At 57.9% G+C, this 25,542-nt stretch carries 21 protein-coding genes; 10 read left to right on the top strand and 11 right to left on the bottom strand.

The window, feature by feature from the left end; translation table 11 throughout:
• Window positions 1-10: 10 nt before the first annotated feature.
• From menB to menE, 3 genes are read left to right on the top strand one after another with little or no spacing between them, the layout of a single operon-like run.
• On the top strand, window positions 11-868 hold the full coding sequence (menB, locus tag ABLV07_RS06280) for a 1,4-dihydroxy-2-naphthoyl-CoA synthase (RefSeq protein WP_015365600.1): 858 nt from the start codon (window positions 11-13) through the stop codon (window positions 866-868).
• Window positions 868-1,833 carry an o-succinylbenzoate synthase gene (gene menC / locus ABLV07_RS06275; protein WP_015365601.1) on the top strand — a complete coding sequence of 322 codons (966 nt, stop codon included), beginning with the start codon at window positions 868-870 and terminating at the stop codon, window positions 1,831-1,833. Before menB ends, menC begins: the two co-directional genes overlap by 1 nt.
• The gene (menE, locus tag ABLV07_RS06270; protein ID WP_046883424.1) at window positions 1,830-3,191 is read left to right on the top strand and encodes an o-succinylbenzoate--CoA ligase; all 1,362 of its coding nucleotides are present in this window, start codon (window positions 1,830-1,832) and stop codon (window positions 3,189-3,191) included. Before menC ends, menE begins: the two co-directional genes overlap by 4 nt.
• Here the strand turns inward: menE and ABLV07_RS06265 are convergent.
• From ABLV07_RS06265 to ABLV07_RS06255, 3 genes are read right to left on the bottom strand one after another with little or no spacing between them, the layout of a single operon-like run.
• The gene (locus ABLV07_RS06265; protein ID WP_015365603.1) at window positions 3,188-4,705 is read right to left on the bottom strand and encodes a tripartite tricarboxylate transporter permease; all 1,518 of its coding nucleotides are present in this window, start codon (window positions 4,703-4,705) and stop codon (window positions 3,188-3,190) included. The two genes, menE and ABLV07_RS06265, sit on opposite strands and share 4 nt — an antisense overlap.
• Window positions 4,706-4,716: 11 nt before the next feature.
• Window positions 4,717-5,148 carry a tripartite tricarboxylate transporter TctB family protein gene (locus ABLV07_RS06260; protein WP_015365604.1) on the bottom strand — a complete coding sequence of 144 codons (432 nt, stop codon included), beginning with the start codon at window positions 5,146-5,148 and terminating at the stop codon, window positions 4,717-4,719.
• A gap of 15 nt (window positions 5,149-5,163) precedes the next feature.
• Entirely contained in the window at window positions 5,164-6,144 is a 981-nt protein-coding gene (locus ABLV07_RS06255; protein ID WP_015365605.1) for a tripartite tricarboxylate transporter substrate binding protein, read from the bottom strand.
• Between the two features lie 133 nt (window positions 6,145-6,277).
• On the opposite strand from ABLV07_RS06255, the gene tctD reads away from it, so the two are divergent.
• Window positions 6,278-6,955 carry a transcriptional regulator TctD gene (gene tctD / locus ABLV07_RS06250; protein WP_015365606.1) on the top strand — a complete coding sequence of 226 codons (678 nt, stop codon included), beginning with the start codon at window positions 6,278-6,280 and terminating at the stop codon, window positions 6,953-6,955.
• On the top strand, window positions 6,942-8,351 hold the full coding sequence (locus ABLV07_RS06245; protein WP_015365607.1) for a sensor histidine kinase: 1,410 nt from the start codon (window positions 6,942-6,944) through the stop codon (window positions 8,349-8,351). The genes tctD and ABLV07_RS06245 overlap by 14 nt, the downstream gene beginning before the upstream one ends.
• Here the strand turns inward: ABLV07_RS06245 and nudI are convergent.
• Window positions 8,348-8,773: a nucleoside triphosphatase NudI gene (nudI, locus tag ABLV07_RS06240; RefSeq protein WP_126027664.1), complete on the bottom strand. Its 426-nt coding sequence runs from the start codon at window positions 8,771-8,773 to the stop codon at window positions 8,348-8,350. The genes ABLV07_RS06245 and nudI overlap by 4 nt on opposite strands.
• Before the next feature lie 426 nt (window positions 8,774-9,199).
• Here nudI and ABLV07_RS06235 point away from each other — a divergent pair, with 426 nt between their 5' ends.
• Window positions 9,200-9,742: a YfaZ family outer membrane protein gene (locus ABLV07_RS06235; RefSeq protein WP_015365610.1), complete on the top strand. Its 543-nt coding sequence runs from the start codon at window positions 9,200-9,202 to the stop codon at window positions 9,740-9,742.
• Window positions 9,743-9,836: 94 nt separating this feature from the next.
• A complete protein-coding gene (locus ABLV07_RS06230; RefSeq protein ID WP_015706150.1) occupies window positions 9,837-11,036 on the top strand; it encodes a nicotinamide mononucleotide deamidase-related protein YfaY in 1,200 nt (399 codons plus the stop codon).
• A 1-nt stretch (window position 11,037) separates the two neighbouring features.
• Here ABLV07_RS06230 and glpC read toward each other — a convergent pair whose 3' ends face one another.
• The 3 genes from glpC to glpA are packed head-to-tail and all read right to left on the bottom strand — an operon-like array spanning window position 11,038 to window position 15,093.
• Window positions 11,038-12,225: an anaerobic glycerol-3-phosphate dehydrogenase subunit GlpC gene (gene glpC, locus ABLV07_RS06225; protein WP_047038218.1), complete on the bottom strand. Its 1,188-nt coding sequence runs from the start codon at window positions 12,223-12,225 to the stop codon at window positions 11,038-11,040.
• The gene (gene glpB, locus ABLV07_RS06220; RefSeq protein WP_042893850.1) at window positions 12,222-13,481 is read right to left on the bottom strand and encodes a glycerol-3-phosphate dehydrogenase subunit GlpB; all 1,260 of its coding nucleotides are present in this window, start codon (window positions 13,479-13,481) and stop codon (window positions 12,222-12,224) included. Before glpB ends, glpC begins: the two co-directional genes overlap by 4 nt.
• Window positions 13,471-15,093, bottom strand: a complete 1,623-nt coding sequence (glpA, locus tag ABLV07_RS06215; protein WP_042893848.1) for an anaerobic glycerol-3-phosphate dehydrogenase subunit A — start codon at window positions 15,091-15,093, stop codon at window positions 13,471-13,473. Before glpA ends, glpB begins: the two co-directional genes overlap by 11 nt.
• A 270-nt stretch (window positions 15,094-15,363) precedes the next feature.
• Between glpA and glpT the strand changes: the two genes are divergently transcribed.
• Together glpT and glpQ are read left to right on the top strand one after the other, a co-directional pair.
• Window positions 15,364-16,710: a glycerol-3-phosphate transporter gene (gene glpT, locus ABLV07_RS06210; RefSeq protein ID WP_015365615.1), complete on the top strand. Its 1,347-nt coding sequence runs from the start codon at window positions 15,364-15,366 to the stop codon at window positions 16,708-16,710.
• 9 nt (window positions 16,711-16,719) lie between these two features.
• Window positions 16,720-17,787, top strand: a complete 1,068-nt coding sequence (gene glpQ / locus ABLV07_RS06205; RefSeq protein WP_032708774.1) for a glycerophosphodiester phosphodiesterase — start codon at window positions 16,720-16,722, stop codon at window positions 17,785-17,787.
• A gap of 93 nt (window positions 17,788-17,880) precedes the next feature.
• Here the strand turns inward: glpQ and yfaE are convergent, their stop codons facing one another.
• From yfaE to ubiG, 4 genes are all read right to left on the bottom strand, one after another.
• Window positions 17,881-18,135 (bottom strand): class I ribonucleotide reductase maintenance protein YfaE, encoded by a 255-nt coding sequence (gene yfaE, locus ABLV07_RS06200; RefSeq protein WP_015365617.1) that lies wholly within the window; start codon window positions 18,133-18,135, stop codon window positions 17,881-17,883.
• On the bottom strand, window positions 18,135-19,265 hold the full coding sequence (gene nrdB, locus ABLV07_RS06195) for a class Ia ribonucleoside-diphosphate reductase subunit beta (protein WP_015365618.1): 1,131 nt from the start codon (window positions 19,263-19,265) through the stop codon (window positions 18,135-18,137). Before nrdB ends, yfaE begins: the two co-directional genes overlap by 1 nt.
• Before the next feature lie 100 nt (window positions 19,266-19,365).
• A complete protein-coding gene (nrdA, locus tag ABLV07_RS06190; protein WP_015365619.1) occupies window positions 19,366-21,651 on the bottom strand; it encodes a class 1a ribonucleoside-diphosphate reductase subunit alpha in 2,286 nt (761 codons plus the stop codon).
• Between the two features lie 346 nt (window positions 21,652-21,997).
• Window positions 21,998-22,726, bottom strand: a complete 729-nt coding sequence (ubiG, locus tag ABLV07_RS06185; RefSeq protein ID WP_020078258.1) for a bifunctional 2-polyprenyl-6-hydroxyphenol methylase/3-demethylubiquinol 3-O-methyltransferase UbiG — start codon at window positions 22,724-22,726, stop codon at window positions 21,998-22,000.
• A gap of 146 nt (window positions 22,727-22,872) precedes the next feature.
• Between ubiG and gyrA the strand changes: the two genes are divergently transcribed.
• The gene (gene gyrA / locus ABLV07_RS06180; protein ID WP_045412296.1) at window positions 22,873-25,506 is read left to right on the top strand and encodes a DNA topoisomerase (ATP-hydrolyzing) subunit A; all 2,634 of its coding nucleotides are present in this window, start codon (window positions 22,873-22,875) and stop codon (window positions 25,504-25,506) included.
• Window positions 25,507-25,542 lie beyond the last annotated feature (36 nt).

The raw sequence follows: 25,542 nt of genomic DNA, 5'->3' as shown, positions 1-25,542 counted from the left end.
AGGACATTCTATGATCTCTCTTGATGAAGCAATGCTCTACGCCCCCGTTGAATGGCACGATTGCTCAGAAGGCTATACCGATATTCGTTATCAAAAATCGACTGACGGGATTGCTAAAATCACTATCAATCGTCCGCAGGTGCGCAACGCCTTCCGTCCGCTGACCGTCAAAGAGATGATTCAGGCGCTGGCGGATGCCCGCTATGACGACAATATCGGCGTTATCGTACTGACTGGTGAAGGCGATAAAGCTTTCTGCGCCGGCGGCGACCAGAAAGTTCGCGGCGATTACGGCGGCTATCAGGACGACTCCGGCGTTCACCATCTCAACGTGCTCGACTTCCAGCGCCAGATCCGCACCTGCCCGAAACCGGTAGTAGCGATGGTCGCCGGTTACTCTATCGGCGGCGGCCACGTACTGCACATGATGTGCGATCTGACCATCGCGGCGGACAATGCCATCTTCGGCCAGACCGGGCCTAAAGTCGGCTCCTTTGATGGCGGCTGGGGCGCTTCCTATATGGCGCGTATCGTCGGGCAGAAAAAAGCGCGCGAAATCTGGTTCCTGTGCCGTCAGTATGACGCCCAGCAGGCGCTGGATATGGGGCTGGTGAATACCGTGGTCCCGTTGGCGGATCTGGAAAAAGAGACCGTGCGCTGGTGTCGTGAAATGCTGCAAAACAGCCCGATGGCGCTGCGCTGCCTGAAAGCGGCGTTGAACGCCGACTGCGATGGCCAGGCCGGGCTGCAGGAGCTGGCGGGTAACGCCACCATGCTGTTCTACATGACGGAAGAAGGGCAGGAAGGACGTAACGCTTTTAACCAGAAACGTCAGCCGGACTTCAGCAAATTTAAACGGAATCCATAATGCGCGTTTCGCAGGTTTACCGCTGGCAGATACCGATGGACGCGGGCGTGGTTCTGCGCGAACGGCGGTTAAAAACCCGCGACGGGCTGTTCATCCGTCTGCAGGAGGGTGAACGCGAAGGCTGGGGGGAAATTTCTCCCCTGCCGGGATTCAGTGACGAAACGCTGGAAGAGGCGCAAATGGCGCTGCTGGCGTGGGCGCGGGCCTGGCGCGACGGCGCTGAGCCGCCGCTTCCTATGCAGCCCTCCGTCGCTTTTGGTATTAGCTGCGCGCAGGCGGAGCTTGGCGGCGAGCTACCACAGGCGGCGGATTATCGCGCGGCGCCGCTCTGTTCCGGCGACCCGGATGAACTGTTCGCCAAACTGGCGGCGATGCCCGGCGAGAAAGTCGCTAAGGTGAAAGTAGGGCTGTGGGAGGCGGTACGCGACGGCATGGTGGTGAATCTGCTGCTGGAAGCGATCCCCGACCTGCAGCTGCGGCTGGATGCCAACCGGGCGTGGACGCCGATCAAAGCGCAGCAGTTCGCCAAATATGTTAATCCGGCCTATCGCCAACGCATTGCCTTTCTCGAAGAACCGTGCAAAAGCCGCGACGATTCGCGTGAATTCAGCCAGCAGACCGGTATTGCTATCGCCTGGGATGAAAGCCTGCGCGAGGCGGATTTCCGTTTTGTCGCCGAGCCCGGCGTGAGCGCGGTGGTGATCAAACCGACGCTGACCGGCAGCTTACAAAAGGTTCAGCAACAGGTCGCCGCGGCGCATGCGCTGGGGCTGAGCGCGGTGATTAGCTCGTCGGTCGAGTCCAGCCTGGGGTTAACGCAGCTGGCGAGGATCGCCGCCTGGCTGACTCCGCAGACTATCCCCGGACTCGATACGCTGGCGCTGATGGGCGCGCAGCTGGTGCGGGCGTGGCCGGAGAGTACGCTGCCAATATTCAATGCTGATGAGCTGGAGCAACTGCTGTGATGTTTTCCGATTGGCCGTGGCGCCACTGGCGTCAATTACGCGGCGAGTCGCAGGCGCTACGCCTGAATGACCAGGCGTTGACCTGGCGTGAGCTATGCGCGCGGATTGACGCGCTGGCATCTGGTTTTGCCGCGCAGGGCGTAATGGAAGGTCAGGGCGTGGCGCTACGGGCCTACAACCAGCCGGAGACGCTACTCGCCTGGCTGGCGCTGCTGCAGTGCGGGGCGCGGGTGCTGCCGCTTAATCCGCAGCTGCCTATGGCATTGCTGCAGGAACTGTTGCCTGCGTTAACCATACAGCATCAACTGGTGCTTAACGGTGATACGCTGCCGGGGAATTTACCGGCGTTAACTCTGCAGGCGGCAGAAGGCGCTTGTGCCGTTTGCTGGCATGGCGAACGGCTGGTGTCGATGACGTTAACCTCCGGCTCAACCGGCCTGCCGAAGGCGGCGGTACATAGCGCCAGCGCCCATCTGGCCAGCGCCGCTGGCGTACTGGCGCTGATGCCGTTTGCCGCGGAAGACGACTGGCTGCTGTCGCTGCCGTTGTTCCATGTCTCCGGGCAGGGGATCATCTGGCGCTGGCTGCTGGCTGGCGCGCGGCTGACGGTGCGCGATAGACAACCGCTGGAGCAGGCGCTGCGGGGCTGTACCCATGCTTCGCTGGTACCGACTCAGCTATGGCGCCTGCTGAATGGCGATGCCGATGTATCACTCAAGGCGGTGCTGCTTGGCGGCGCGGCGATCCCCGTCGAGCTGACCGAAAGGGCGCGAGCGCAGGGAATACGCAGCTTCTGCGGCTATGGCCTCACCGAATTCGCCTCCACGGTCTGCGCTAAAGAGGCCGACGGAGCGGCGGATGTGGGCGAAGCGCTGCCGGGAAGGGAGGTGAAAATTGTCGCCGGCGAGATCTGGCTGCGGGCGGCGAGCATGGCCGCCGGCTACTGGCGCGATGGTCAACTGCTGCCATTAACCAACGATGAAGGCTGGTTTGCGACGCGCGATCGCGGAGTGTTACGTGCCGGTCGGCTGTCGGTTATTGGGCGGCTGGATAATCTCTTTTTTAGCGGCGGCGAAGGCATTCAGCCGGAGGAGGTTGAGCGCGTGATACTCGCCCATCCGCAGGTTCAGCAGGTGTTTATTGTGCCGCAGGATGATATCGAATACGGCCAACGCCCGGTGGCGGTGGTTGAATGCGAGGATGGCTGCGAAATGGCCACGCTGGCGGCATGGAGCGCTGAACGGTTAGCGCGTTTCCAGCAGCCGGTACAGTGGCTACGGCTGCCGGAAACGTTAAAGAACGGCGGGATTAAGATTTCGCGCCGGGCACTGCGCGAATGGGTCAATTCGCCGATTTAGCCGATATTAGCCTCGGCGCGGCGCTGGCGCTGTTTACGTCTCAGACGCAGCAGCGGCGGTACCACCAGGACGGCGACAGCCAGCATCAGCAATGTTTTGGTTACGCCGCTTTCCCAGAGGATAGCCAGATTACCGTTGCTGATCGACAGCGCGCGGCGCAGGTTCTGCTCCAGCATCTCGCCCAACACAAAACCGAGGATCAGCGGCGACATCGGGAAGTGCATTTTACGCATGATATAGCCGAGCACGCCGAGGCCAACCATCAGCAACAGGTCAAAGGTGGTGCTGTGCACCGCATAGACGCCGACGGCGGAAACGGCGGCGATGGCCGGTACCAGGAACCATAGCGGGATCGTCAGCATGCGGGTGAACAGGCCAATCAGCGGAATGTTCATAATAAGCAGCATCACGTTGGCGATAAGCAGCGCGGCGATGAGCCCCCAGACGATATCCGGCTGTTCGGTGAACATCGCCGGGCCGGGCGTAATGTTATACAGCGTCAGCGCGCCCATCATGACCGCGGTGGTGCCGGAACCAGGCACGCCGAGCGTCAGCATTGGAATAAACGAACCGCAGGCGGAGGCGTTATTCGCGGCTTCCGGCGCCGCTACGCCGCGAATATCCCCCTTGCCGAAGTTATCGCTATTACCACTGATTTTTTTCTCCGTCATATAGGTGATGGCGCTGGCGATGGTCGCCCCGGCGCCGGGCAGAATACCGACGAAGAAACCCACCACGGAAGAACGCAGGGTCGCGCCGACGCACTGCGCGGCCTCTTTGGTGTTAAATAGCATGCGCCCGGTTTTACGCACCAGCGTTTGCCCGCCGCTGGTGCTCTCCAGCATCAACAGGATCTCGGAAACGGAGAACAGGCCGATAACCACCACTATAAACTGAACGCCATCGGAGAGATGGACGCTGTCGAAGGTAAAGCGGTAAACCCCGGTGTTGGCATCGACGCCCACCGTCGCCAGGCCCAAACCGATTAACGCCGCGAGGAACGATTTCAGCGGGTTTTGCGCCATCATGCTGCCGAGGCAGGCGATGGCAAACACCATCAGCGCGAAATATTCCGCCGGGCCGAACGCCAGTGACCACTGGGCGAGAAGCGGCGCGAACAGAATAATGCCGCCGATCGCGATAAGCGAACCGAAGAAAGAGCTGACGGCGGAAATCGACAGCGCGACGCCGCCGCGCCCTTGCTGCGCCATGGGATAGCCATCAAGCGCCGTCATGATGGCGGCGGCATCGCCGGGCACGTTCAGCAGGATAGACGAAATACGCCCGCCATATTCGCAACCGATATAGACCGTCGCCAACAGAATCAGCGCCGATTCCGCGGGCAGGTGTAGGGCAAAGGCCAGCGGCAGCAGGATGGCGACGCCGTTAATCGGCCCGAGGCCGGGCAGCAGCCCGACGATGGTTCCGACAAAGCAGCCGATGAGGGCGATAAGCAGATTTTCCGGCGTCATGGCGACGGCGAAACCCTGCGACAGATAGATCCAGGTATCCATAAGCTTCTCCGTTAATTTAACCAGACGCCAAGCGGCAGAGTCACATCAAGTAAGGTATCGAAGGCGTACCATAACGAGACGCCCATCACCACGCCGGCAATGCCTGCCGCCGGTAGCGTGGCGCCGAATAGCAGGCCGATCACCGCCGTCAGCAGCGCGGTCGCCAGCGGAAAGCCCAGCCATTCAAATCCCCAGGCATAGACCACCAGTACCACGACCATGGTTAACAGCCGTTGCAGGACATGTCGTCCCGGCCACTCGATGGCGTCCGGGCGACGCAGCAGCATCAGCGCTGAACACAGTAGCATCAGGCCGATAATGCCCAACGGGAAAGGACGCGGGCCGACGGGTTCATACGAGTATTCGCTGTGGATCTGCCAGGCGATAAACAGGCCGCCAATGCATAACAACAGCCAGACTCCGGCAAAGATACGATCGCTCATTAGCGCCTCCGCGGATTATTTAGCCAGGCCAAAGGCTTTCGCCTGTTCGCGATAATCGCTGACCTGCTGTTTTACATAGGTATCGAGTTCCTTGCCGTTCATGTTGAATTCAAACAGGCCGCGCAGTTCACGTTGCTTTTTGAACTCATCGGTTTGCTGCAGTTTAGTGAATTCATCAACCCACCACTGGTAGTCGGCATCGCTTACTTTCGGGCCCATAAAGAAGCCGCGAATAATCGGCCAGACCAGGTCATAGCCCTGCTCTTTAGCGGTAGGAACATCAGCCAGCGCGCCCGGCAGACGTTCGTTGGAGAAGACCGCCAGGACGCGGATCTTATTTCCCTGCAGGTACGGCACCATTTCACTTAGATCGCCGGAGACCGCCTGCACATGGTTGCCGAGCAGGGCGGTTACCGGCTCGCCGCCGCCCTCAAAGGCGACGTAGCGCATCTTGTGCGGGTCAACGTTGGCTTTTTGCGCCAGCAGCGCCGCTTTCATCCAGTCCTGGCTGCCGATGGAGGCCCCGGCGCCAATGACGATAGTGGCGGGATTTTTCTCCATTGCGCTCATGAATGACTTCAGGTCTTTCCATGGCGAATCGGCGCGCACGGCAATCATGCCGTAGTCGGTACCGACGCTGGCCAGCCAGCGCACGTCATCAACGCCGTAGCGGCCGAATTTCCCCTGCGACAAATTCAGCAGCGAGCCGCCGGAAAAAGCGACCACGGTTCCGGCCTCTGCCGGGCGCTGGGCGACGATGGCGTTGTAGGCCACCGCGCCGACGCCGCCGGGCATATAGGTAACGCGCATCGGTTTCTCGATCGCGCCAGTTTCCATCAGGCTCACCTGAATCAGTTTACAGGTGAGGTCAAAGCCGCCGCCGGGTTTGGCGGGGGCGATACATTCGGTGCGGGACGGGGCTTGCGCCGCGAAAGCGGTGGTTGTACAGAGGCACAGCGCGATGGCGCTAAGATGGCGGAAAAATGGCGTTTTCATAGGCTTCCTCAGTAGGTACAGGGAATGTTTTTCTGATTATGTGAACCGACATGTGGCGATTCGGTTGCGTGATTGTTAAAACAGTTACCTTTCATTTCCCTTTCAATGCGGCAGCAACTTTACAGGATGTGATATGCGTCTCTTATTAGCCGAGGATAACCGTGAGCTGGCTCACTGGCTGGAAAAAGCGCTGGTGCAGGGCGGTTTTGCCGTGGATTGCGTTTTTGATGGCCGGGCGGCGGATCACCTGCTGCAAAGCGAAAAATATGCGCTCGCGGTGCTGGATATCGGTATGCCGGGCTTAGATGGCCTCGAGGTGGTACAGCGGTTGCGTAAGCGTGGACAAACGCTGCCGGTGCTGCTGTTGACCGCGCGCAGCGCGGTAGCGGATCGGGTGAAAGGGCTGAACGTCGGCGCCGACGATTACCTACCCAAACCTTTTGAGCTGGAGGAGCTCGATGCCCGGCTGCGGGCGCTGCTGCGACGCAGCGAAGGGCAGGTGCATGAGGTGCAGCAGCTTGGCGATCTGGAATATCGCGATGAAGGCTATTTTCTGCTGCGTGGTGAGATGTTGTCCCTGACGCCGCGCGAGCTGGCGCTGTTGAAAGTGCTGATGTTTCGCCGTACCCGTCCGGTTTCCCGCCAGCAGCTATTTGAACAGGTGTTTAGCCTCAGCGACGACGTCAGCCCGGAAAGCATCGAACTTTACATTCACCGTCTGCGCAAGAAGCTCCAGCAGAGTAATGTGCGTATCACTACGCTACGCGGGCTGGGTTATCTGCTGGAGTGTGAGCCGCATGAAATGGGGTAAACCGCAGTCGCTGTATGCCCAACTGCTGCTGTTTCTCGGCCTGCCGCTGGCGCTGTTGTGGGGGCTATCGGCATTCAATAGCTACGTGAGCGCGCTGCAGGCGGCGACGCAGGCCTACGATCGTACGCTGCTCTCCTCGGCGCGCACCGTGGCGGAGCGGCTGGTAGTGCGCGGCGGCCATCTGGAGGTCAATGTGCCCTGGGTGGTGCTGGACAGCTTTGAACTCAACATGAACGACCGGCTGTATTACAAGGTGGTCGACCCGCAGGGGAAAGTGATCTCCGGTTTTGACGATCTGCCGGCGATGCCGCCGGCCACGTCACGAACCCAGCTCTATCCGGCGCTGGCATGGTTTTATCATACCGAATACCGCGGCCAGGCCATCCGCGTAGCGCGCCTGCTGCAGCCGGTCAACGAAGGCGGCATCGTCGGAATGGCGGAGATTTATATTGCCGAAACGCTGCAGTCGCGGCGCTGGCTGGCCGGACAACTGCTGTTTTCATCCTGGGTGTCACAGGGCTTATTAGTGCTGTTGACGTTGGTACTGGCGGGGTGGCTACTGCGCCGCGTTCTGCGGCCAATGCGTCAGCTCTCGGCGCTGATGGTGCGCCGCGAACCCGGCCTGCTGACGCCGCTACCGGAATTGCTGCCGTGGTCGGAAACGCGGCTGCTGATCGTGGCTTTTAACCGCTATATTGACCGTCTGCGGGTGATGATCTCCCGGCAAGAGCGCTTTAGCGCCGATGCCTCCCATCAGTTAAAAACGCCGCTGGCGGTCCTGAAAACCCAGGCCTCGGTGGCGCTGGCCAGCGACGATCCGCAGCTGTGGCGCGAGAGTTTGCAGGCCATGCGCGCGACGCTGGATGATACGATTTTACTCACCGAACGTTTGTTGCAACTGGCGACGGTGAAACGCCGGGAGCAGGGCGAGCAGGCGTTTGTCGCGGTCGATCTGCAGGAGGTCGTGCACCATAGCTGTTTTTCGCGTATTGCCCAGGCGCGTAGTAAAAACATCGATCTGGGTTATGAGGGCGAACAGTCGCCGGTGAACGTTTTGGGGGATGGCGTTTTGTTGGGGGAACTGTGCGCCAACCTGCTCGACAATGCGATTCGCTACACTCCGGCACGCGGGACGGTGACGCTGAGCCTGCATCGCGATGGCGAAGCCGTCACGCTGAGCGTGGAGGATAGCGGCCCGGGCATTGATGAAAACCTGATTAACCAGGCGCTGACGCCGTTTCGCCGGCTTGATAACGTCGGCGGCATACCCGGCGCCGGGCTGGGCCTGGCGCTGGTAAACGATATTGCGCGTCTACATCGTAGCCGCCCGCAGCTGTCGCGCAGCGAAAGCCTGGGGGGATTGAAGGTGACGCTGCGTCTGTTGACCGTGGTTTAAAGCAGCCCTTTCTGGCTGAGGGTGAGGCGGGTCGCGGCATTAAGATCGTAATGTTGCAGGTCTTCGCCCTTCACCCAGGCGTAATCGTCGAATTCCACGTTGATCGTGACCTCGCGGTTGGCGCTTATGCAATCGAAAATCAAATAGATCATGTAGATCTCTTCCTGGCGACCATCGGCATAGGTTTTCACGCGGGTATCATCGCGGAAGCTCCATGGCGTGATGCGGGTCAACTGTAATTTTTCGCCAAGCTCCTCGCGGACTTCACGTCGCAGCGCCTCTTCAATAGTTTCCCCCGGCTCCACGCCGCCGCCGGACAGCGCCCACTGTCCGGGAAAAACCCCGCGGTCGGCAGCCATCTTGCACAACAGGTAATGGCCATCATTTTGGATTAGCGGGCAAACAATCGTCCTTTGACGCATGATTTTTCTCCTTCGCAGTGAGTCGGGCCAGGTATCGAGGAAACAGTTTGCGAGGCGCCTCGGCAAACCGCAAGGGAAATACGGCGCTGGTGGCGAAGCTGACGGGGCTTGCGCCGGAGCGTCTGGCGCTGCTCACCCATTAATTTTTCTGCTTCCTTCAAACGGCCTGCGCGACGGCGATCGCGCAGGTTAATATAGATTTATTTAATCAATGCAACTTAATTAAATATAATTCCGCTGAATTTGAATTCGGTGGAATTTACTTTCTTTCGCAAATGCGCGGCGTTATTGCTGTAAAAAGACGCAACTGGTTACACTCTTGTGAAAAATCATTTCGCCAGGTCATTGATTCCTGACGGGTGCGCAGTAGAATTTTCAGGTTTTTTCGGGACTTCTTTGATTCTTCTTTTCTGGATAGAGTAAATAATGAAAAAGAGCATTTTTATGGCCCTGGCCGGGGTAATGATGGTTTCCTCGGCGGCCCATGCTATTAGCGTTACCGGCGAAGCCGGCGAGCACTATACCAACCTCGGCGTTGGCTTCGGAACCGAATCCACCGGCCTGGCTATTTCCGGCAACTGGTTGCATAGCGATAACGACGGCGACGCCGCGGGCTTAGGTCTGGGTCTGAATATTCCGCTGGGACCATTCCTGGCGACCGTGGGCGGCAAAGGCATTTACACTAATCCGAAGCAGGGCGATGAAGGTTACGCGGCAGCGGTCGGCGGCGGCCTGCAGTGGAAAATCGGCGATAGCTTCCGTCTGTACGGCGACTATTACTACTCGCCTGATTCACTCTCCAGCGGAATCGATAGCTATGAAGAAGCGAACGTCGGCGCCAGCTGGACCATCATGCGTCCGCTTAGCATCCAGGCAGGTTATCGCTACCTGAACCTGGCGGGCAAAGACGGCAACCGTGATAACACCATCGCCGACGGTCCGTACATCGGCGCCAGCGCCAGCTTCTAATCCTCCGGCGCGGCCTTCCGCCGCGCCAAATTTCTTCGTCGCCAGCCCGCGCCTTTGCGCTATAGTAATTCGACTTATCAGGCTGGAGTTCATAATGCTACAAGTGGAAATGCTGTCCACCGGCGATGAAGTGCTGCATGGGCAGATTGTCGATACCAATGCCGCCTGGCTGGCGGATTACTTTTTTAATCAGGGTTTACCGTTAACGCGCCGCAATACCGTCGGCGATGACCTCGACGCGCTGGTGGCTATTTTGCGCGAACGCAGCGAACAGGCGGATGTGCTGATCGTGAATGGCGGCCTGGGGCCGACCAGCGACGATCTTAGCGCGCTGGCGGCGGCGACGGCGAAAGGCGAAGGGTTGGTCCTCAACGCTGAATGGCTGGAGACGATGACGCGATTCTTTGCCGAGCGCGGTCGGCCAATGGCGGAAAGCAATCGCAAGCAGGCGGAAATCCCCGCCAGCGCCGAAATGATCAATAATCCGGTAGGGACCGCCTGCGGGTTCGCCGTACAGCTCAACCGCTGCCTGATGTTTTTCACCCCCGGCGTGCCGTCTGAATTTAAAGTTATGGTCGAGCAGGAGATCGTACCGCGTTTACGTGCGCGCTTCACGCTTCCGTCGTCGCCTGTCTGTCTGCGTTTAACTACTTTTGGACGTTCAGAAAGCGAGCTGGCGCAGAGCCTTAATCACCTGCAGCTCCCCCCTGGTGTGGTGATGGGCTATCGCTCGTCAATGCCGATTATCGAGCTAAAACTAACCGGTCCTGCCGAACAGCGCGATGCAATGCTGGCGCTGTGGCCAGAAGTGCGTAAGGTAGCCGGAGAGAGCCTTATCTTTGAGGGCACGGAAGGGTTACCGGCGCAGATCGCGCGCTGCCTGCAGGAGCGTCAGCTTAGCCTGACCTTGAGCGAACAGTTTACCAGTGGCCTGCTGGCGCTGCAGCTGAGGCGGGCGAACGCGCCGCTTCTCGCCAGCGAAGTGGTGCCGGCGCAGGAGGAGACCTTAGCGCAATCGGCGCGCTGGGCCGCCGAGCGGCGCGTTAACCATTTTGCCGGGCTGGCGTTGTCGGTCAGCGGTCAGGAGGCCGATTACCTGAACTTTGTGCTGGCGACACCGGAAGGTACGCACGCGCTGCGGGTCAAGTTCAGCGTGAATCGCCACGGGCTGTCGGTGCGGCAAGAAGTCTGCGCCATGATGGCGCTGAATATGCTGCGCCGCTGGCTCGACGGTAAGCCGGTCAGCGGCGAGCATGGTTGGATCAACGTCGTCGAGACGCTGTTTATCGACTGATTCAGGCAGGCGCGCTCAGCGCCTGCGCCAGCAGAGTAATGGGATGTTCGCAGCGCTTGCTGGTGGACATCTCAATCTGCCATTTGCAGGTTTCGCAATCGGTAATCACTACGTCCGCGCCGCTCTCCTCAATCTGGCGAAATAATGGCGCGCCAATCGCCTGCGCCGACGAATAGTTTTCCGACTTAAAACCGAAGGTGCCGGCGATACCGCAGCACTGCGAATCCAGTACTTCCAGCTGTAGGCCCGGGATTTGGCGCAGAAGCTCAAGGGTGTATAGCGACCAGCCCATTTTTTCCATATGACATGGGGTGTGATAGACCACCTTCAGCGGCAGCGGGCGCAATGGAAGGGTTTTGCCGGCATCGAGCTGTTTCCAAATCCAGCGGGTCGCTAACTCCACCCGATCCCGCAGATCGCTGTTATCGATATCCAGGAGATGGGGATATTCATCGCGCAGGGTAAAAGTACAGGTTGAAGAGGTGGCGATGATCGGCAAGCTGTTTTCGCGCATGGCGGCGACGTTGCTGTGCGCTTGCTTGCGCGCTTTGTCAAAAAAGCCGTTGGCGATAAGCGGGACGCCGCAGCATTTTTCTTTTGATAAGAGCTGCACGCCGGTACCCAGCGCGTTGACGACGCGAATCAGATCCTTACCCAATTGCGGGTGGTTATAGTTGACGTAGCAGCCATGGAAGAAAGCCACCTGCTCGCTGTACTGCGCCTGTCCGGCGGCGAGCTGGCGGTAAGCGCGGCGAAAGGTGCCGAAGCCATATTTCGGCAGCGTGCGGCGATGGTCGATTTTCAGCGCCGCGTCGAGCAGGCGGCGCACCGGTTTTAACCCCGTTGTGGCGTTGACCAGCGGCGCAAAAGGCGTGGAAAGGGTGCCCATCAGATCGGTATGGCTGAGGATGGCATCGCGCAGGGTTGGTGTTTGCTGGCTGTACTGCGCACGCGCGCGTTGAATAATATCGCCGATTTTCACATCAGATGGACAGGCCACCTCGCAGCGTTTGCAATTAATACAATATTTCAGCGCATCGTCGTACAGCGCACCATCTTTCAGACGCAGACGTTCGCCGTCCGGCCCCGCCTGTTTCGGGCCGGGATAGCGCGGATTTACCCGGCTCACCGGGCAGGCGGTGGTACAGACCGTGCATTTTATGCAGCTTTCAAAGCGGGTATCGTTCATGACCGGCCTCCTGCAAGGGCGTGGATCTGTCTGGCGGCATGCAGCGCGGTGACGGCGCAAACGCCGCCGCCGCAGCCGAGTTGAATGGCATCGAAACCGCCGAGCAGCGAGCCGATAGCGAAAAGATTCGTTAGCGGCTGGCCGAGCAGGTGTGGGCGCAGCATAGGGTCGGTCTTCAAACCAAAGCGCTGCCACGGTTGTGATGCGAAGAAATCACGCTGATACCAGCTATCGCGCGCCAGCGTTTGCTGCAGATCGAGGCCGAGAATCGGTTCGCGCACGCTATCACGGGTGGCGACGAGACCGTTACTGAAAAAGCTACCGCTCGCCAACACGGTAAAGCGCGGACGCAGTGCGATATCGCCGTGATTTCGCGTCCAGACGGCCTCGACGGCGCCCTGCTGATGGCTGATTTTCACCACCTCGTCACCGGCAAGCCAGGTGCCGCCGGTGCGGATGAACTGGCGCTGAAGCTGGCTATGCAGGCGCATCCCCGGCACCGAAGGCGGCAGCGTCGGCAGCAGGCGCAGCGGGCAGGGCAGATGTTCTTGTAGCCAATGCCAGAGGCGATTATCCGCGAGCCCAAAACAGGCGGGCATCATCAGCAGCTCGTACTCTTGCGCCAGCGGCAGCAGCGCGGACTGCAGGGCAGGCCACAGGTTTTCATCATCAAGCACGCGGGCGATGTTGGCGGCACGGAACTCCGTAGGGTTATCGCGCAGCACATCAAGCAGCGGTAAATCAATCTCCGCCGCGGCGGCATCCACTCCGCTCTGTCCGAGGGCGGCGGCGGCCAGATGCGGCTGAAAATCGGCAAAACCGCTAATCCCCACCATGCATACGCGTTGCTGCGCGATGGGCGCCAGCGGAACCTCTTCCGGTGACAGCCACGCCGGGCGCAACGTCCCCAGCGGCGTTACCCGCAGGTGCGGTCGGCGCGCTTCGCCTTGCATATTCGCGCCGCAGGCAGCCAGCAGCGCTTCGGTCTGTCTGGCGTATTCGAGCACCGCGTCGGCGCCGAGGCGGGAGTAGGGGTGTTCAGGAAGCTGAACGGCCAGTTGCTGAAGACCTTGTGCGACATCAGTGACGGTATCGCCGTTCGGCAGCGCCGAGAGCAGGTCTAATGAAGCAGAGGAAAAGTGCAGCGCGCTTTGCCCACGGCTGATTATCACGCAGCGCAGGCCGTGTTGATTCAGCGCCAGCCCGCACAACAGCCCGGCCAGTCCGCCGCCGACGATGGCGCAATCAAATTTCATCCTGATGCTCCTTTTGCAGTCCGCATAAGCCGAGGTAGACCCAGCGGGTAAATTCACTTTCGCGCAGCGCGTCGCCCCAGGCGATGGGCTGAACGCCCTTCCAGCGCTCATTGAGAAATTCCGACAGCTGAGTTAACGACTGCGCCGGGGTGGCGACGTTAAAGCGCTGGAGCAGTCCGGCGGCGCGGCAGGCGCACAGTTCGCCCTGGCAGGTGCCCATGCCGACTCGGGTACGGCGGCGCAGGTCGAGCAAATTCTTCACCGCCAGATTCTCTACCGCGTACTGCACTTCCCCGGCGGTGACCGCTTCACATTCGCAGACCAGGCTACGGTGCTGGCGGCTGTCGCCGAGCCATGCTGGGGTGCGGTCGCCGTGGCGATACACCGCCGACCCGCGCAGCGGCGTCGGTAGCGAGATAATCTTTTTCAGCGTGGTTTCTGTCGCTTCCAGCGAACCCGGTAGCGGGCGCTCCGCGGTGCGGCACGGCGCAGTATTGCCGAGTTTGCGGCAGACGGCGTCGCTGGCCCATTCCGCCATCAAACGGTAGGTCATCAACTTACCGCCGGTGATGGTGATAAAGCCTTCCATGCCGTCGCGCGGGGCGTGGTCGAGCAGCACAATACCGCGGCTGACGCTGCGCCCGCTGGGATCGTCATCGCTGGCGACCAGCGGACGGACGCCGGAGTAGGCGCGTAGCACCCGGGTGCGCCCCATGATCGGCGCCAGTTTTTCACCTTCGCGCAGCAGCGTATCGACCTCTTCCGTCGTCACCCGGTTATCGTCAATTTCGTCATAAGGAATATGCGTCGAGGTGGTGCCAATCAACGAAATGGTATCGCCGGGCACCAGAATATCGGCATCCGCCGGCTTGCGGCAGCGGTTAATCACCTGGTTATTAATGCGGTGATCGAGGATCAGCAGCGAGCCTTTTGCCGGGAACATGGAGATGCGCAGATCGGCGTACTCCGCGATGCGTTGGCCCCAGATCCCGGCGGCATTGACGACCACCTGTGCGCGAATGTTACGCGCTTCGCGGCGTTGATGATCGTAGATCTGTACGCCGTACACACGATCGCTCTGACGCAGCAGGCCGGTGACCTCGCAGCCGGTAAGGATCTGCGCACCGTGTTCGCGGGCGTCGAGCATATTGGCGGCCGTCAGGCGGAACGGATCGACGGTGCCGTCCGGTACCTGTACGGCGCCAAGCAGCGTAGGGTTGACCGCGGGTTCCAGACGCAATGCTTCAGCGGGGGTAAGCGGTTTAGCATCAATACCGGCCTGCTGACAGGCGTGGATAAAGGTTTGCTGCCAGGCCATGTCATCTTCAGGCAGGGTGATAAACAGCCCGTTGGTGGGTTCAATGCAGTGGCGGGCGATGCGACGTAAAATGCGATTCTCGCTGATACATTCGCGCGCGGATTCGCTATCAGTGACGGCATAGCGCGCGCCGCTGTGCAACAGACCATGGTTGCGGCCGGTGGCGCCGGTGGCGATATCGTGCCGCTCAATCAACGCCACACGTAACCCGCGCAGGGCGCAGTCGCGGGCGATTCCCGCGCCGGTGGCGCCGCCGCCAATAATCAGCGCATCAAATTCTTGCGTCTCGGCCATCTTCCGGTCCTCTACTTTCGTTTTACACCATTTAGCCATATCAATAGTGTGGAATGTTTGATTTCGAGCATATTTGCGCGCAATTCGAGCGTTTGCTGTGATTTTGTGCTCACATTGGAAAATTTTGTCATATATCTGTAACAAAATGTGCGATATTTCACAGTATTAGTTCTACGCTTTGCCTACCATCGCGACCTAATTAGAAGTACGTGAATAAACTAGATTTTTTGCGTCGATGTCAGTGAAACAGCAATGGCCACGGAGGCTGATATGTTAAGTATTTTTAAACCCGCAGCGCATAAAGCGCGTTTGCCGGCGGCGGAAATCGACCCGTTGTATCGTCGATTACGTTGGCAGATCTTTATTGGCATCTTCTTCGGTTATGCCGCTTACTATCTGGTTCGTAAGAACTTTGCGCTGGCGATGCCTTATCTGATTGAGCAGGGCTTCTCTCGTGGCGACCTCGGTTTCGCGCTTTCCGGTATCTCTATCGCCTACGGATTTTCGAAATTCATCATGGGGTCGGTCTCCGACCGCTCGAATCCGCGCATTTTCCTACCGGCAGGGTTAATTCTGGCGGCGCTGGTGATGCTGGTGATGGGCTTCGTGCCGTGGGCGACTTCCAGCATCATGATCATGTTCGTATTACTGTTCCTGTGCGGATGGTTCCAGGGGATGGGCTGGCCGCCGTGTGGTCGTACCATGGTGCACTGGTGGTCGCAGAAAGAGCGCGGCGGGATTGTCTCAGTGTGGAACTGCGCGCATAACGTCGGTGGCGGTATTCCGCCGCTGCTGTTCCTGCTGGGGATGGCGTGGTTTAACGACTGGCACGCGGCGCTGTATATGCCGGCCTTCGGCGCGATCCTGCTGGCGATTTTTGCCTTCGCGATGATGCGCGATACCCCGCAGTCCTGCGGTCTGCCGCCGATCGAAGAGTATAAAAACGACTATCCGGATGACTATAGCGAAAAGCACGAAGAAGAGCTGACGGCGAAGCAGATCTTTATGCAGTACATTCTGCCGAACAAGCTGCTGTGGTACATCGCGATCGCTAACGTCTTCGTTTATCTGCTGCGCTACGGCATTCTGGACTGGTCGCCGACCTACCTGAAAGAGGTCAAACACTTCGCGCTGGATAAATCTTCCTGGGCCTACTTCCTGTATGAGTACGCGGGGATCCCCGGTACTTTGCTGTGCGGCTGGATGTCGGACAAAGTGTTTAAAGGCAACCGCGGCGCGACCGGCGTGTTCTTTATGACCCTGGTGACGATTGCCACTATCGTTTACTGGCTGAACCCGCCGGGTAATCCGGGCGTCGATATGGCCTGTATGATCGTCATTGGCTTCCTGATTTACGGCCCGGTGATGCTGATCGGTCTGCATGCGCTGGAACTGGCGCCGAAAAAAGCCGCCGGCACCGCCGCGGGCTTCACCGGTCTGTTCGGTTATCTTGGCGGTTCCGTAGCCGCGAGCGCCATTGTTGGCTATACCGTCGATTTCTTCGGCTGGGATGGCGGCTTCATGGTGATGATTGGCGGTAGCGTACTGGCGGTACTGCTGTTGATTATCGTCATGCTTGGCGAGCGTCGCCATCATCAACAACTGAAACAAGCCTAAGGAGCGGCGATGAAAATGAAACTCACCGCGTTAATGAGCGGAATGATTTTGGCCAGTTCGGCGCTGTGCTTCAGCGCCGTCGCGGCAGAGAAAATTGTCATCGCCCACCGCGGCGCCAGCGGGTATCTGCCGGAACATACCCTGCCGGCGAAAGCGATGGCTTACGCTCAGGGGGCGGATTACCTTGAGCAAGACCTGGTGATGACCAAAGACGACCGGCTGGTGGTGTTGCATGACCACTATCTCGATCGGGTGACTGACGTTGCGCAGCGTTTCCCGCAGCGGGCGCGTAAAGACGGCCGTTTTTACGCCATCGACTTTACCCTGGCCGAGATTAAGTCGCTGAAGTTCACCGAAGGTTTTGAGCCGAAAGATGGCAAAAACGTGCAAACCTATCCTGGGCGTTTCCCGATGGGCAAATCCGATTTCCGCATTCATACCTTTGAAGAAGAGATTGAGTTTGTACAGGGGCTAAACCATTCGACGGGTAAAAATATCGGTATCTACCCGGAAATCAAAGCGCCGTGGTTCCACCATCAGGAAGGCAAAGATATTGCCGCCAGCACGCTGAAAGTGCTGAAGGAATATGGCTACACCAGCAAGCAGGATAAGGTTTATCTGCAATGTTTTGACGCCAACGAGCTCAAACGCATTAAGGATGAGCTGGAGCCGAAGATGGGGATGGATCTCAATCTGGTGCAGCTCATCGCCTATACCGACTGGAATGAAACGCAGCAGAAACAGGCCGATGGTAAATGGGTGAACTACAGCTATGACTGGATGTTCAAGCCGGGGGCGATGGCGCAGATTGCGCAGTACGCCGACGGTATCGGCCCGGATTACCATATGCTGGTAGCGGAAGGCTCGAAGCCGGGCGCGGTGAAGCTGACGGCGATGGTAAAAGAGGCGCACGCCAGCCATCTGCAGGTGCATCCGTACACCGTGCGCGCGGATCAGTTGCCGGAGTACGCCACTAACGTTAATCAGCTCTATGACGTGCTGTATAACCAGGCGGGTGTCGACGGCTTGTTTACCGATTTCCCGGATAAAGCGGTGCAGTTCCTGGACGCGAAATAAAGCAAAAGGGCCGTAAGGCCCTTTTATGTTTTCCCCCTCTCTCTGTGGGAGAGGGCCGGGGTGAGGGCATCAGGCCGCACACATCGACAACACTTACATCTCGATCTCAATATCGCCTTTCGCCCGGCAGCAGCAGGGCAAAATCTCTCCCGGCTGGATAAACGCCAGCGGTTCGGTCAGCCAGTCAACCTGGCCTGACACCAGACGCGTGCGGCAGGAACCGCAATAGCCTTCGCGGCACTGATACTCCACGTCGATGTTATGCGATTCAAGCGCGGCCAACAGGGAAGGATGTTCATCCTGACACTCAAGGCGAGTGTCAGAAATCCTCAAGAAAATCCGCTTCATTACAGCTGGAAGTTGCTCAGATCGTCGGCATCGACTTCAGAATCGATCTGGCCGACGAGATAAGAGCTGACCTCCACTTCCTGCGGCGCGACCTGAACGTTGTCGGAAACCAGCCAGGTATTGATCCATGGGATCGGGTTGGAGCGGGTCTGGAACGGTAGATCGAGGCCCACCGCCTGCATGCGAATATTGGTGATGTACTCGACGTACTGGCAGAGAATATCTTTGTTCAGGCCGATCATCGAGCCGTCGCGGAACAGATAGTCCGCCCACTCTTTTTCCTGCTGCGCCGCCAGCACGAACAGGTCATAGCACTCTTGTTTGCACTCTTCGGCGATTTCCGCCATTTCCGGATCGTCGCTGCCGGAGCGCAGCAGGTTCAGCATATGCTGAGTGCCGGTCAGGTGCAGCGCTTCATCGCGGGCGATCAGGCGAATAATTTTGGCGTTGCCTTCCATCAGCTTGCGTTCGGCAAAGGCGAAAGAGCAGGCGAAGCTAACGTAGAAGCGGATTGCTTCCAGCGCGTTGACGCTCATCAGGCACAGATACAGTTTCTTTTTCAGCTCGCGCAGATTCACGGTCACGGTTTTGCCGTTGACGGTGTGGGTGCCTTCGCCCAGCAGATGCCAGTAGCTGGTCATTTCAATCAAAGAATCGTAATAGTGAGAGATGCCTTCCGCGCGTTTCTGGATCTGCTCATTGGTCACGATATCGTCGAACACCGTCGCCGGATCGTTGACGATGTTGCGGATAATATGGGTGTAGGAGCGCGAGTGGATCGTCTCGGAAAAAGCCCAGGTTTCTACCCAGGTTTCCAGTTCCGGGATGGAAATCAGCGGCAGCAGCGCGACGTTCGGGCTACGGCCCTGGATGGAATCGAGCAGCGTCTGATATTTCAGGTTGCTGATAAAAATATGCTTTTCATGTTCGGGCAGCGCCTGATAGTCGATGCGATCGCGCGAAACGTCGACTTCTTCCGGGCGCCAGAAGAAGGAGAGCTGCTTTTCAATCAGCTTTTCAAAGATGTCATATTTTTGCTGATCGTAGCGGGCCACGTTAACCGGCTGGCCAAAAAACATCGGCTCAAGCAGTTGATTGTTTTTCGTCTGTGAAAAAGTGGTGTATGCCATGAGTGGGTCCTGTTGAGATTGTATCGCCCGGCGACACTGCGTTTGCCGGGCCTACAAAACCGTAGGCCGGGTAGGCATCGCGCCACCCGGCAAAAATACTTTAGATCTTACATGCGCCGCTTTCGCAGCCGTCGTCCTGAATTGACGGGGCCAGGTCATCCTGGGCGTCTTCCGCGCCATCACGGGTGTTGTGATAGTACAGCGTTTTCACGCCGAATTTATAGGCGTTGAGCAGATCTTTCAGCAACTGCTGCATCGGCACTTTTCCGGACGGGAAACGCGTCGGGTCGTAGTTGGTGTTGGCGGAAATCGACTGATCGATAAACTTCTGCATGATGCCGACCAGCTGCAGATAGCCGTCGTTATTCGGCATTTCCCACAACAGTTCGTAGGCGTTCTGCAGATTTTCGTAATCCGGAACGACCTGGCGCAAAATCCCATCTTTCGACGCTTTGATGCTCACGTGGCCGCGCGGCGGTTCGATGCCGTTGGTGGCGTTGGAGATCTGCGAAGAGGTCTCAGACGGCATCAGCGCGGAGAGCGTGGAGTTACGCAGGCCGTGAGTTTTAATGGATTCGCGCAGCTGCTCCCAGTCGAAATGCAGAGATTCGCTCACGATCGCATCCAGGTCTTTCTTATAAGTATCGATCGGCAGAATACCCTGCGCGTAGGTGGTTTCATTGAACCACGGGCAGGCGCCTTGTTCGATAGCCAGTTCGTTGGAGGCCTTCAGCAGATAGTACTGAATAGCTTCGAACGTTTTGTGCGTCAGATTGTTGGCGCTGCCGTCGGAGTAGCGCTTGCCATGTTTCGCCAGATAGTAAGCGAAGTTGATAACGCCGATACCCAGCGTACGACGACCCATTGCGCCACGTTTAGCCGCCGGGATTGGGTAATCCTGATAATCCAGCAACGCATCCAGCGCGCGCACCGCCAGTACCGCCAGATCCTCCAGCTCATCGAGGCTATCGATGGCGCCAAGGTTGAATGCCGACAGCGTGCACAGCGCGATTTCGCCATTTTCGTCGTTCACATCGTCCAGCGGTTTGGTCGGCAGGGCGATTTCCAGGCACAGGTTAGACTGGCGCACCGGCGCGACAACCGGGTCGAACGGGCTGTGGGTGTTGCAGTGGTCAACGTTCTGGATATAGATACGGCCGGTAGAGGCGCGTTCCTGCATCATCAGCGAGAACAGCTCAACGGCTTTAATACGCTGTTTGCGGATACTGTCGTCTTTTTCGTATTTAGTGTACAGACGTTCGAACTCGTCCTGATCGGCGAAGAACGCATCGTACAGGCCAGGAACGTCGGACGGGCTGAACAGGGTGATGTCCTCGCCCTTCAGCAGGCGGGTGTACATCAGCTTGTTGATCTGCACGCCGTAGTCCATGTGGCGAACGCGGTTGGCGTCGGTGCCGCGGTTGTTTTTCAACACCAGCAGGCTTTCGACTTCCAGATGCCACATCGGATAGAAGAGGGTGGCCGCGCCGCCGCGAACGCCGCCCTGCGAACAGGATTTCACCGCGGTCTGGAAGTGCTTATAGAACGGGATGCAGCCGGTGTGGAAGGCTTCGCCGCCGCGGATTGGGCTACCCAGCGCACGAATGCGGCCGGCGTTGATACCGATACCGGCGCGCTGGGAAACATATTTCACAATCGCGCTGGAGGTGGCGTTGATCGAATCCAGACTATCGCCGCACTCGATCAGTACGCAGGAGCTGAACTGACGGGTTGGGGTACGCACGCCGGACATGATCGGCGTCGGCAGCGAGATTTTAAAGGTGGACACCGCGTCATAGAAACGCTTGATGTAGTCCAGACGGGTCTCACGCGGATAGTTAGAGAACAGGCAAGCCGCAACCAGAATATAGAGGAACTGGGCGCTTTCATAGATTTCGCCGCTGACGCGGTTCTGCACCAGGTATTTACCTTCCAGCTGCTTAACGGCCGCGTAGGAGAAGTTCATATCGCGCCAGTGGTCGATAAAACCGTCCATCTGCTGGAACTCTTCTTCCGTGTAGTCTTCCAGCAGATGATGATCGTATTTACCTTTTTCGACCATGTTCACCACATGGGTGTACAGCGCCGGCGGTTCAAACTGGCCAAACGCTTTCTTACGCAGGTGGAAAATCGCCAGTCGCGCGGCCAGGTACTGGTAGTCCGGCGCATCGCGGGAGATCAGGTCCGCTGCGGCCTTAATAATGGTCTCGTGGATGTCGGCGGTTTTAATGCCGTCATAGAACTGAATATGCGAACGCAGCTCTACCTGGGAAATCGAAACGTTATTCAGTCCTTCTGCCGCCCAATCTAGTACGCGATGGATTTTGTCGAGATTGATACGCTCGGTGCTACCGTCGCGCTTTGTCACCAGCAGACTCTGATTCATGTGGTTTTTACCTGTCCGTGAGAAAAAATATCCCCCCATTTATCCACAGCCAGTCGTTGTGACTAACTCTGTGGATAAATACTATATGTAGGGGGTTGTCGATAAAAAGAACGCTATATGGTGAGTTATTTTAGTAAGGATTCTTTTGAGTACAAGGGTTGATTTTGACGTTAATTTGAGGTTGCGCAGGCGTAATAATCGCTAAGTCCACGCCGTATAAGGCCTGGAGAAGAAGTCAATAAAACAGAAAAAAAAATCAAAATTTGATCGAGTGCTGATTTCTTCGTCGGAAGGGAAAATTGCGCAGCTTGATGCCGCGCAATCATCATCATAAAAACGTATGACGTTATGCTTTTTTCGCCGTTGTATGCAACATATAGTTAACATCAACGCCCGGCGCCAGCTTGAAGGTATTGGTGAGCGGATTGTAATGCAGGCCGGTAATGTGCTGCTCTTTCAGAGGAGTCTGATCGATCCAGCCGATGAGCTCCGCCGGCTTGATAAATTTCTTAACGTCATGCGTACCTTTTGGCACCATTTTCATCACGTATTCCGCGCCGACCACGGCCATCAGCCACGCTTTGCCGTTGCGGTTAATGGTCGAGAAGAAGACCTGGCCGCCGGGCTTCACTAGCCGCGCGCAGGCGTGCACTACCGACTGTGGGTCAGGGACGTGCTCGAGCATCTCCATACAGGTGACGACGTCGTACTGCTGGGCGTGCTTCGCCGCATGCTCTTCGACGGTCTCTTGTACGTACTCTACCTGAACGCCGCTCTCCAGCGCGTGCAGTTTTGCGACCTGCAGCGGCTCGAAGCCCATATCCAGACCAGTGACCGTCGCACCTTCGCGCGCCATGCTTTCGGCGAGGATGCCGCCGCCGCAGCCGACATCGAGCACTTTTTTGCCGAACAGGCCGCCGGAGCGTTCGGCAATATAGCCAAGGCGCAACGGGTTGATGCGATGCAGCGGTTTGAACTCACCTTCTAGATCCCACCAGCGCGAGGCGACGGCTTCAAATTTGGCGATTTCATTGTGATCAACGTTGGGGGCCACCGACGGTTTTTCGGCATTCATGGGCGCTTTTACTCCTTTTCTGTTCTGACCTGCGAGTATATCAGCAGACTGCCACGAATAAACCGTATTGCTTTACCTCTATTACGACGGCTGTGTTATAATTTGCGACCTTTGAATCCGGGACACAGTAGAGGGATAGCGGTTAGATGAGCGACCTTGCGAGAGAAATTACACCGGTCAACATTGAGGAAGAGCTGAAAAGCTCGTATCTGGATTATGCGATGTCGGTCATTGTTGGCCGTGCGCTGCCGGATGTCCGAGATGGCCTGAAGCCGGTACACCGTCGCGTACTATACGCCATGAACGTATTGGGCAATGACTGGAACAAAGCCTATAAAAAATCAGCCCGTGTCGTTGGCGACGTAATCGGTAAATACCACCCGCATGGTGATACCGCCGTTTATGACACCATCGTACGTATGGCGCAGCCGTTCTCCTTGCGTTATATGCTGGTCGATGGCCAGGGTAACTTTGGTTCTGTCGATGGCGACTCCGCCGCAGCGATGCGTTATACGGAAATCCGTATGTCGAAGATCGCTCATGAGCTGATGGCCGATCTCGAAAAAGAGACGGTTGATTTCGTCGACAACTATGACGGCACGGAGAAAATCCCTGACGTCATGCCGACAAAAATCCCTAACCTGCTGGTGAACGGTTCTTCCGGTATCGCCGTAGGTATGGCGACCAACATTCCGCCGCATAACCTGACGGAAGTCATCAACGGCTGCCTGGCATACGTTGACAACGAAGACATCAGCATTGAAGGGCTGATGGAACACATTCCGGGCCCGGACTTCCCGACCGCCGCTATCATTAACGGCCGTCGCGGTATTGAAGAGGCCTATCGTACCGGTCGCGGTAAAGTTTACATTCGCGCGCGCGCGGAAGTCGAAGCTGACGTGAAAACCGGCCGTGAAACCATCATCGTGCACGAAATTCCGTATCAGGTGAACAAAGCGCGCCTGATTGAGAAAATCGCCGAGCTGGTGAAAGAAAAACGCGTTGAAGGCATCAGCGCGCTGCGCGACGAGTCTGACAAAGACGGTATGCGTATCGTTATCGAAGTGAAACGCGACGCGGTGGGTGAAGTGGTTCTTAACAACCTCTACTCCCAGACCCAACTGCAGGTTTCCTTCGGTATCAACATGGTTGCGCTGCACCACGGTCAGCCGAAGATCATGAACCTGAAGGACATCATTGCGGCGTTTGTTCGTCACCGCCGCGAAGTTGTCACTCGTCGTACTATTTTCGAACTGCGCAAGGCGCGCGACCGTGCGCATATCCTTGAAGCGCTGGCGATTGCGCTGGCTAACATCGATCCGATCATTGAACTGATTCGCCGCGCGCCGACGCCGGCGGAAGCAAAAGCGGGTTTAATCGCGCGTTCATGGGATCTGGGCAATGTCTCCGCGATGCTGGAGCGCGCCGGCGATAACGCCGCACGTCCGGAATGGCTGGAGCCAGAGTTTGGCGTGCGTGATGGCCAGTACTATCTGACCGAACAGCAGGCTCAGGCGATTCTGGATCTGCGTCTGCAGAAACTGACCGGTCTGGAGCACGAAAAACTGCTCGACGAGTACAAAGAGCTGCTGGATCAGATTGCCGAGCTGCTGCACATCCTGGGCAGCGCCGATCGTCTGATGGAAGTTATTCGCGAAGAGCTGGAGCTGGTTAAAGAACAGTTTGGCGATGCACGTCGTACCGAAATCACCGCCAACAGCGCTGATATCAATATCGAAGACCTGATTAACCAGGAAGATGTTGTCGTGACCCTGTCGCACCAGGGCTATGTGAAATATCAACCGTTAACCGACTACGAAGCGCAGCGTCGTGGCGGTAAAGGTAAATCGGCAGCGCGTATTAAAGAAGAAGACTTTATCGACCGTCTGCTGGTGGCCAACACCCATGACACGATCCTCTGCTTCTCCAGCCGTGGTCGTCTGTACTGGATGAAAGTGTATCAGTTGCCGGAAGCCAGCCGCGGCGCGCGTGGTCGACCAATCGTCAACCTGCTGCCGCTGGAAGCTGACGAGCGTATCACCGCTATCCTGCCGGTTCGCGAGTACGAAGAGGGCGTTAACGTCTTTATGGCGACCGCCAGCGGTACCGTGAAGAAAACGGCATTGACCGAGTTCAGCCGCCCGCGTTCTGCCGGTATCATTGCCGTCAATCTGAACGAAGGCGACGAACTGATCGGCGTCGATCTGACTTCTGGCCAGGACGAAGTGATGCTGTTCTCCGCCGCTGGTAAAGTGGTGCGCTTTAAAGAAGACGCCGTTCGCGCGATGGGCCGTACCGCAACAGGCGTACGCGGTATCAAGCTGGCGGGCGAAGATAGCGTCGTGTCGCTGATTATTCCTCGTGGCGAAGGGGCGATCCTGACCGTGACGCAAAACGGTTACGGCAAGCGTACCGCGGCCGAAGAGTATCCGACCAAGTCGCGTGCGACGCAGGGCGTTATCTCTATTAAGGTCACCGAACGTAACGGTTCCGTGGTCGGCGCCGTGCAGGTCGATGATTGCGACCAGATCATGATGATTACCGATGCGGGCACCCTGGTGCGTACTCGCGTTTCTGAAGTGAGCATCGTGGGTCGTAATACTCAGGGCGTGATTCTGATCCGTACCGCGGAAGATGAAAACGTTGTCGGCCTGCAGCGCGTGGCTGAACCGGTTGACGACGAAGAACTGGATGCCATCGATGGCAGCGTAGCGGAAGGCGATGATGATATCGCGCCGGAAAACGACGCTGACGACGACATCGCCGAAGACGAAGAGTAATCGTCGCAGGTAAATGTTCTGAAAGGGCCGGGTGTT

The organism is Klebsiella sp. CN_Kp097 (genome assembly GCF_040064495.1).
GTDB classification, from domain to species: Bacteria; Pseudomonadota; Gammaproteobacteria; order Enterobacterales; family Enterobacteriaceae; genus Klebsiella; species Klebsiella aerogenes.
Note: the sequence above shows the minus strand (reverse complement) of the source record. Positions and strands in the feature narration are given on the sequence as shown.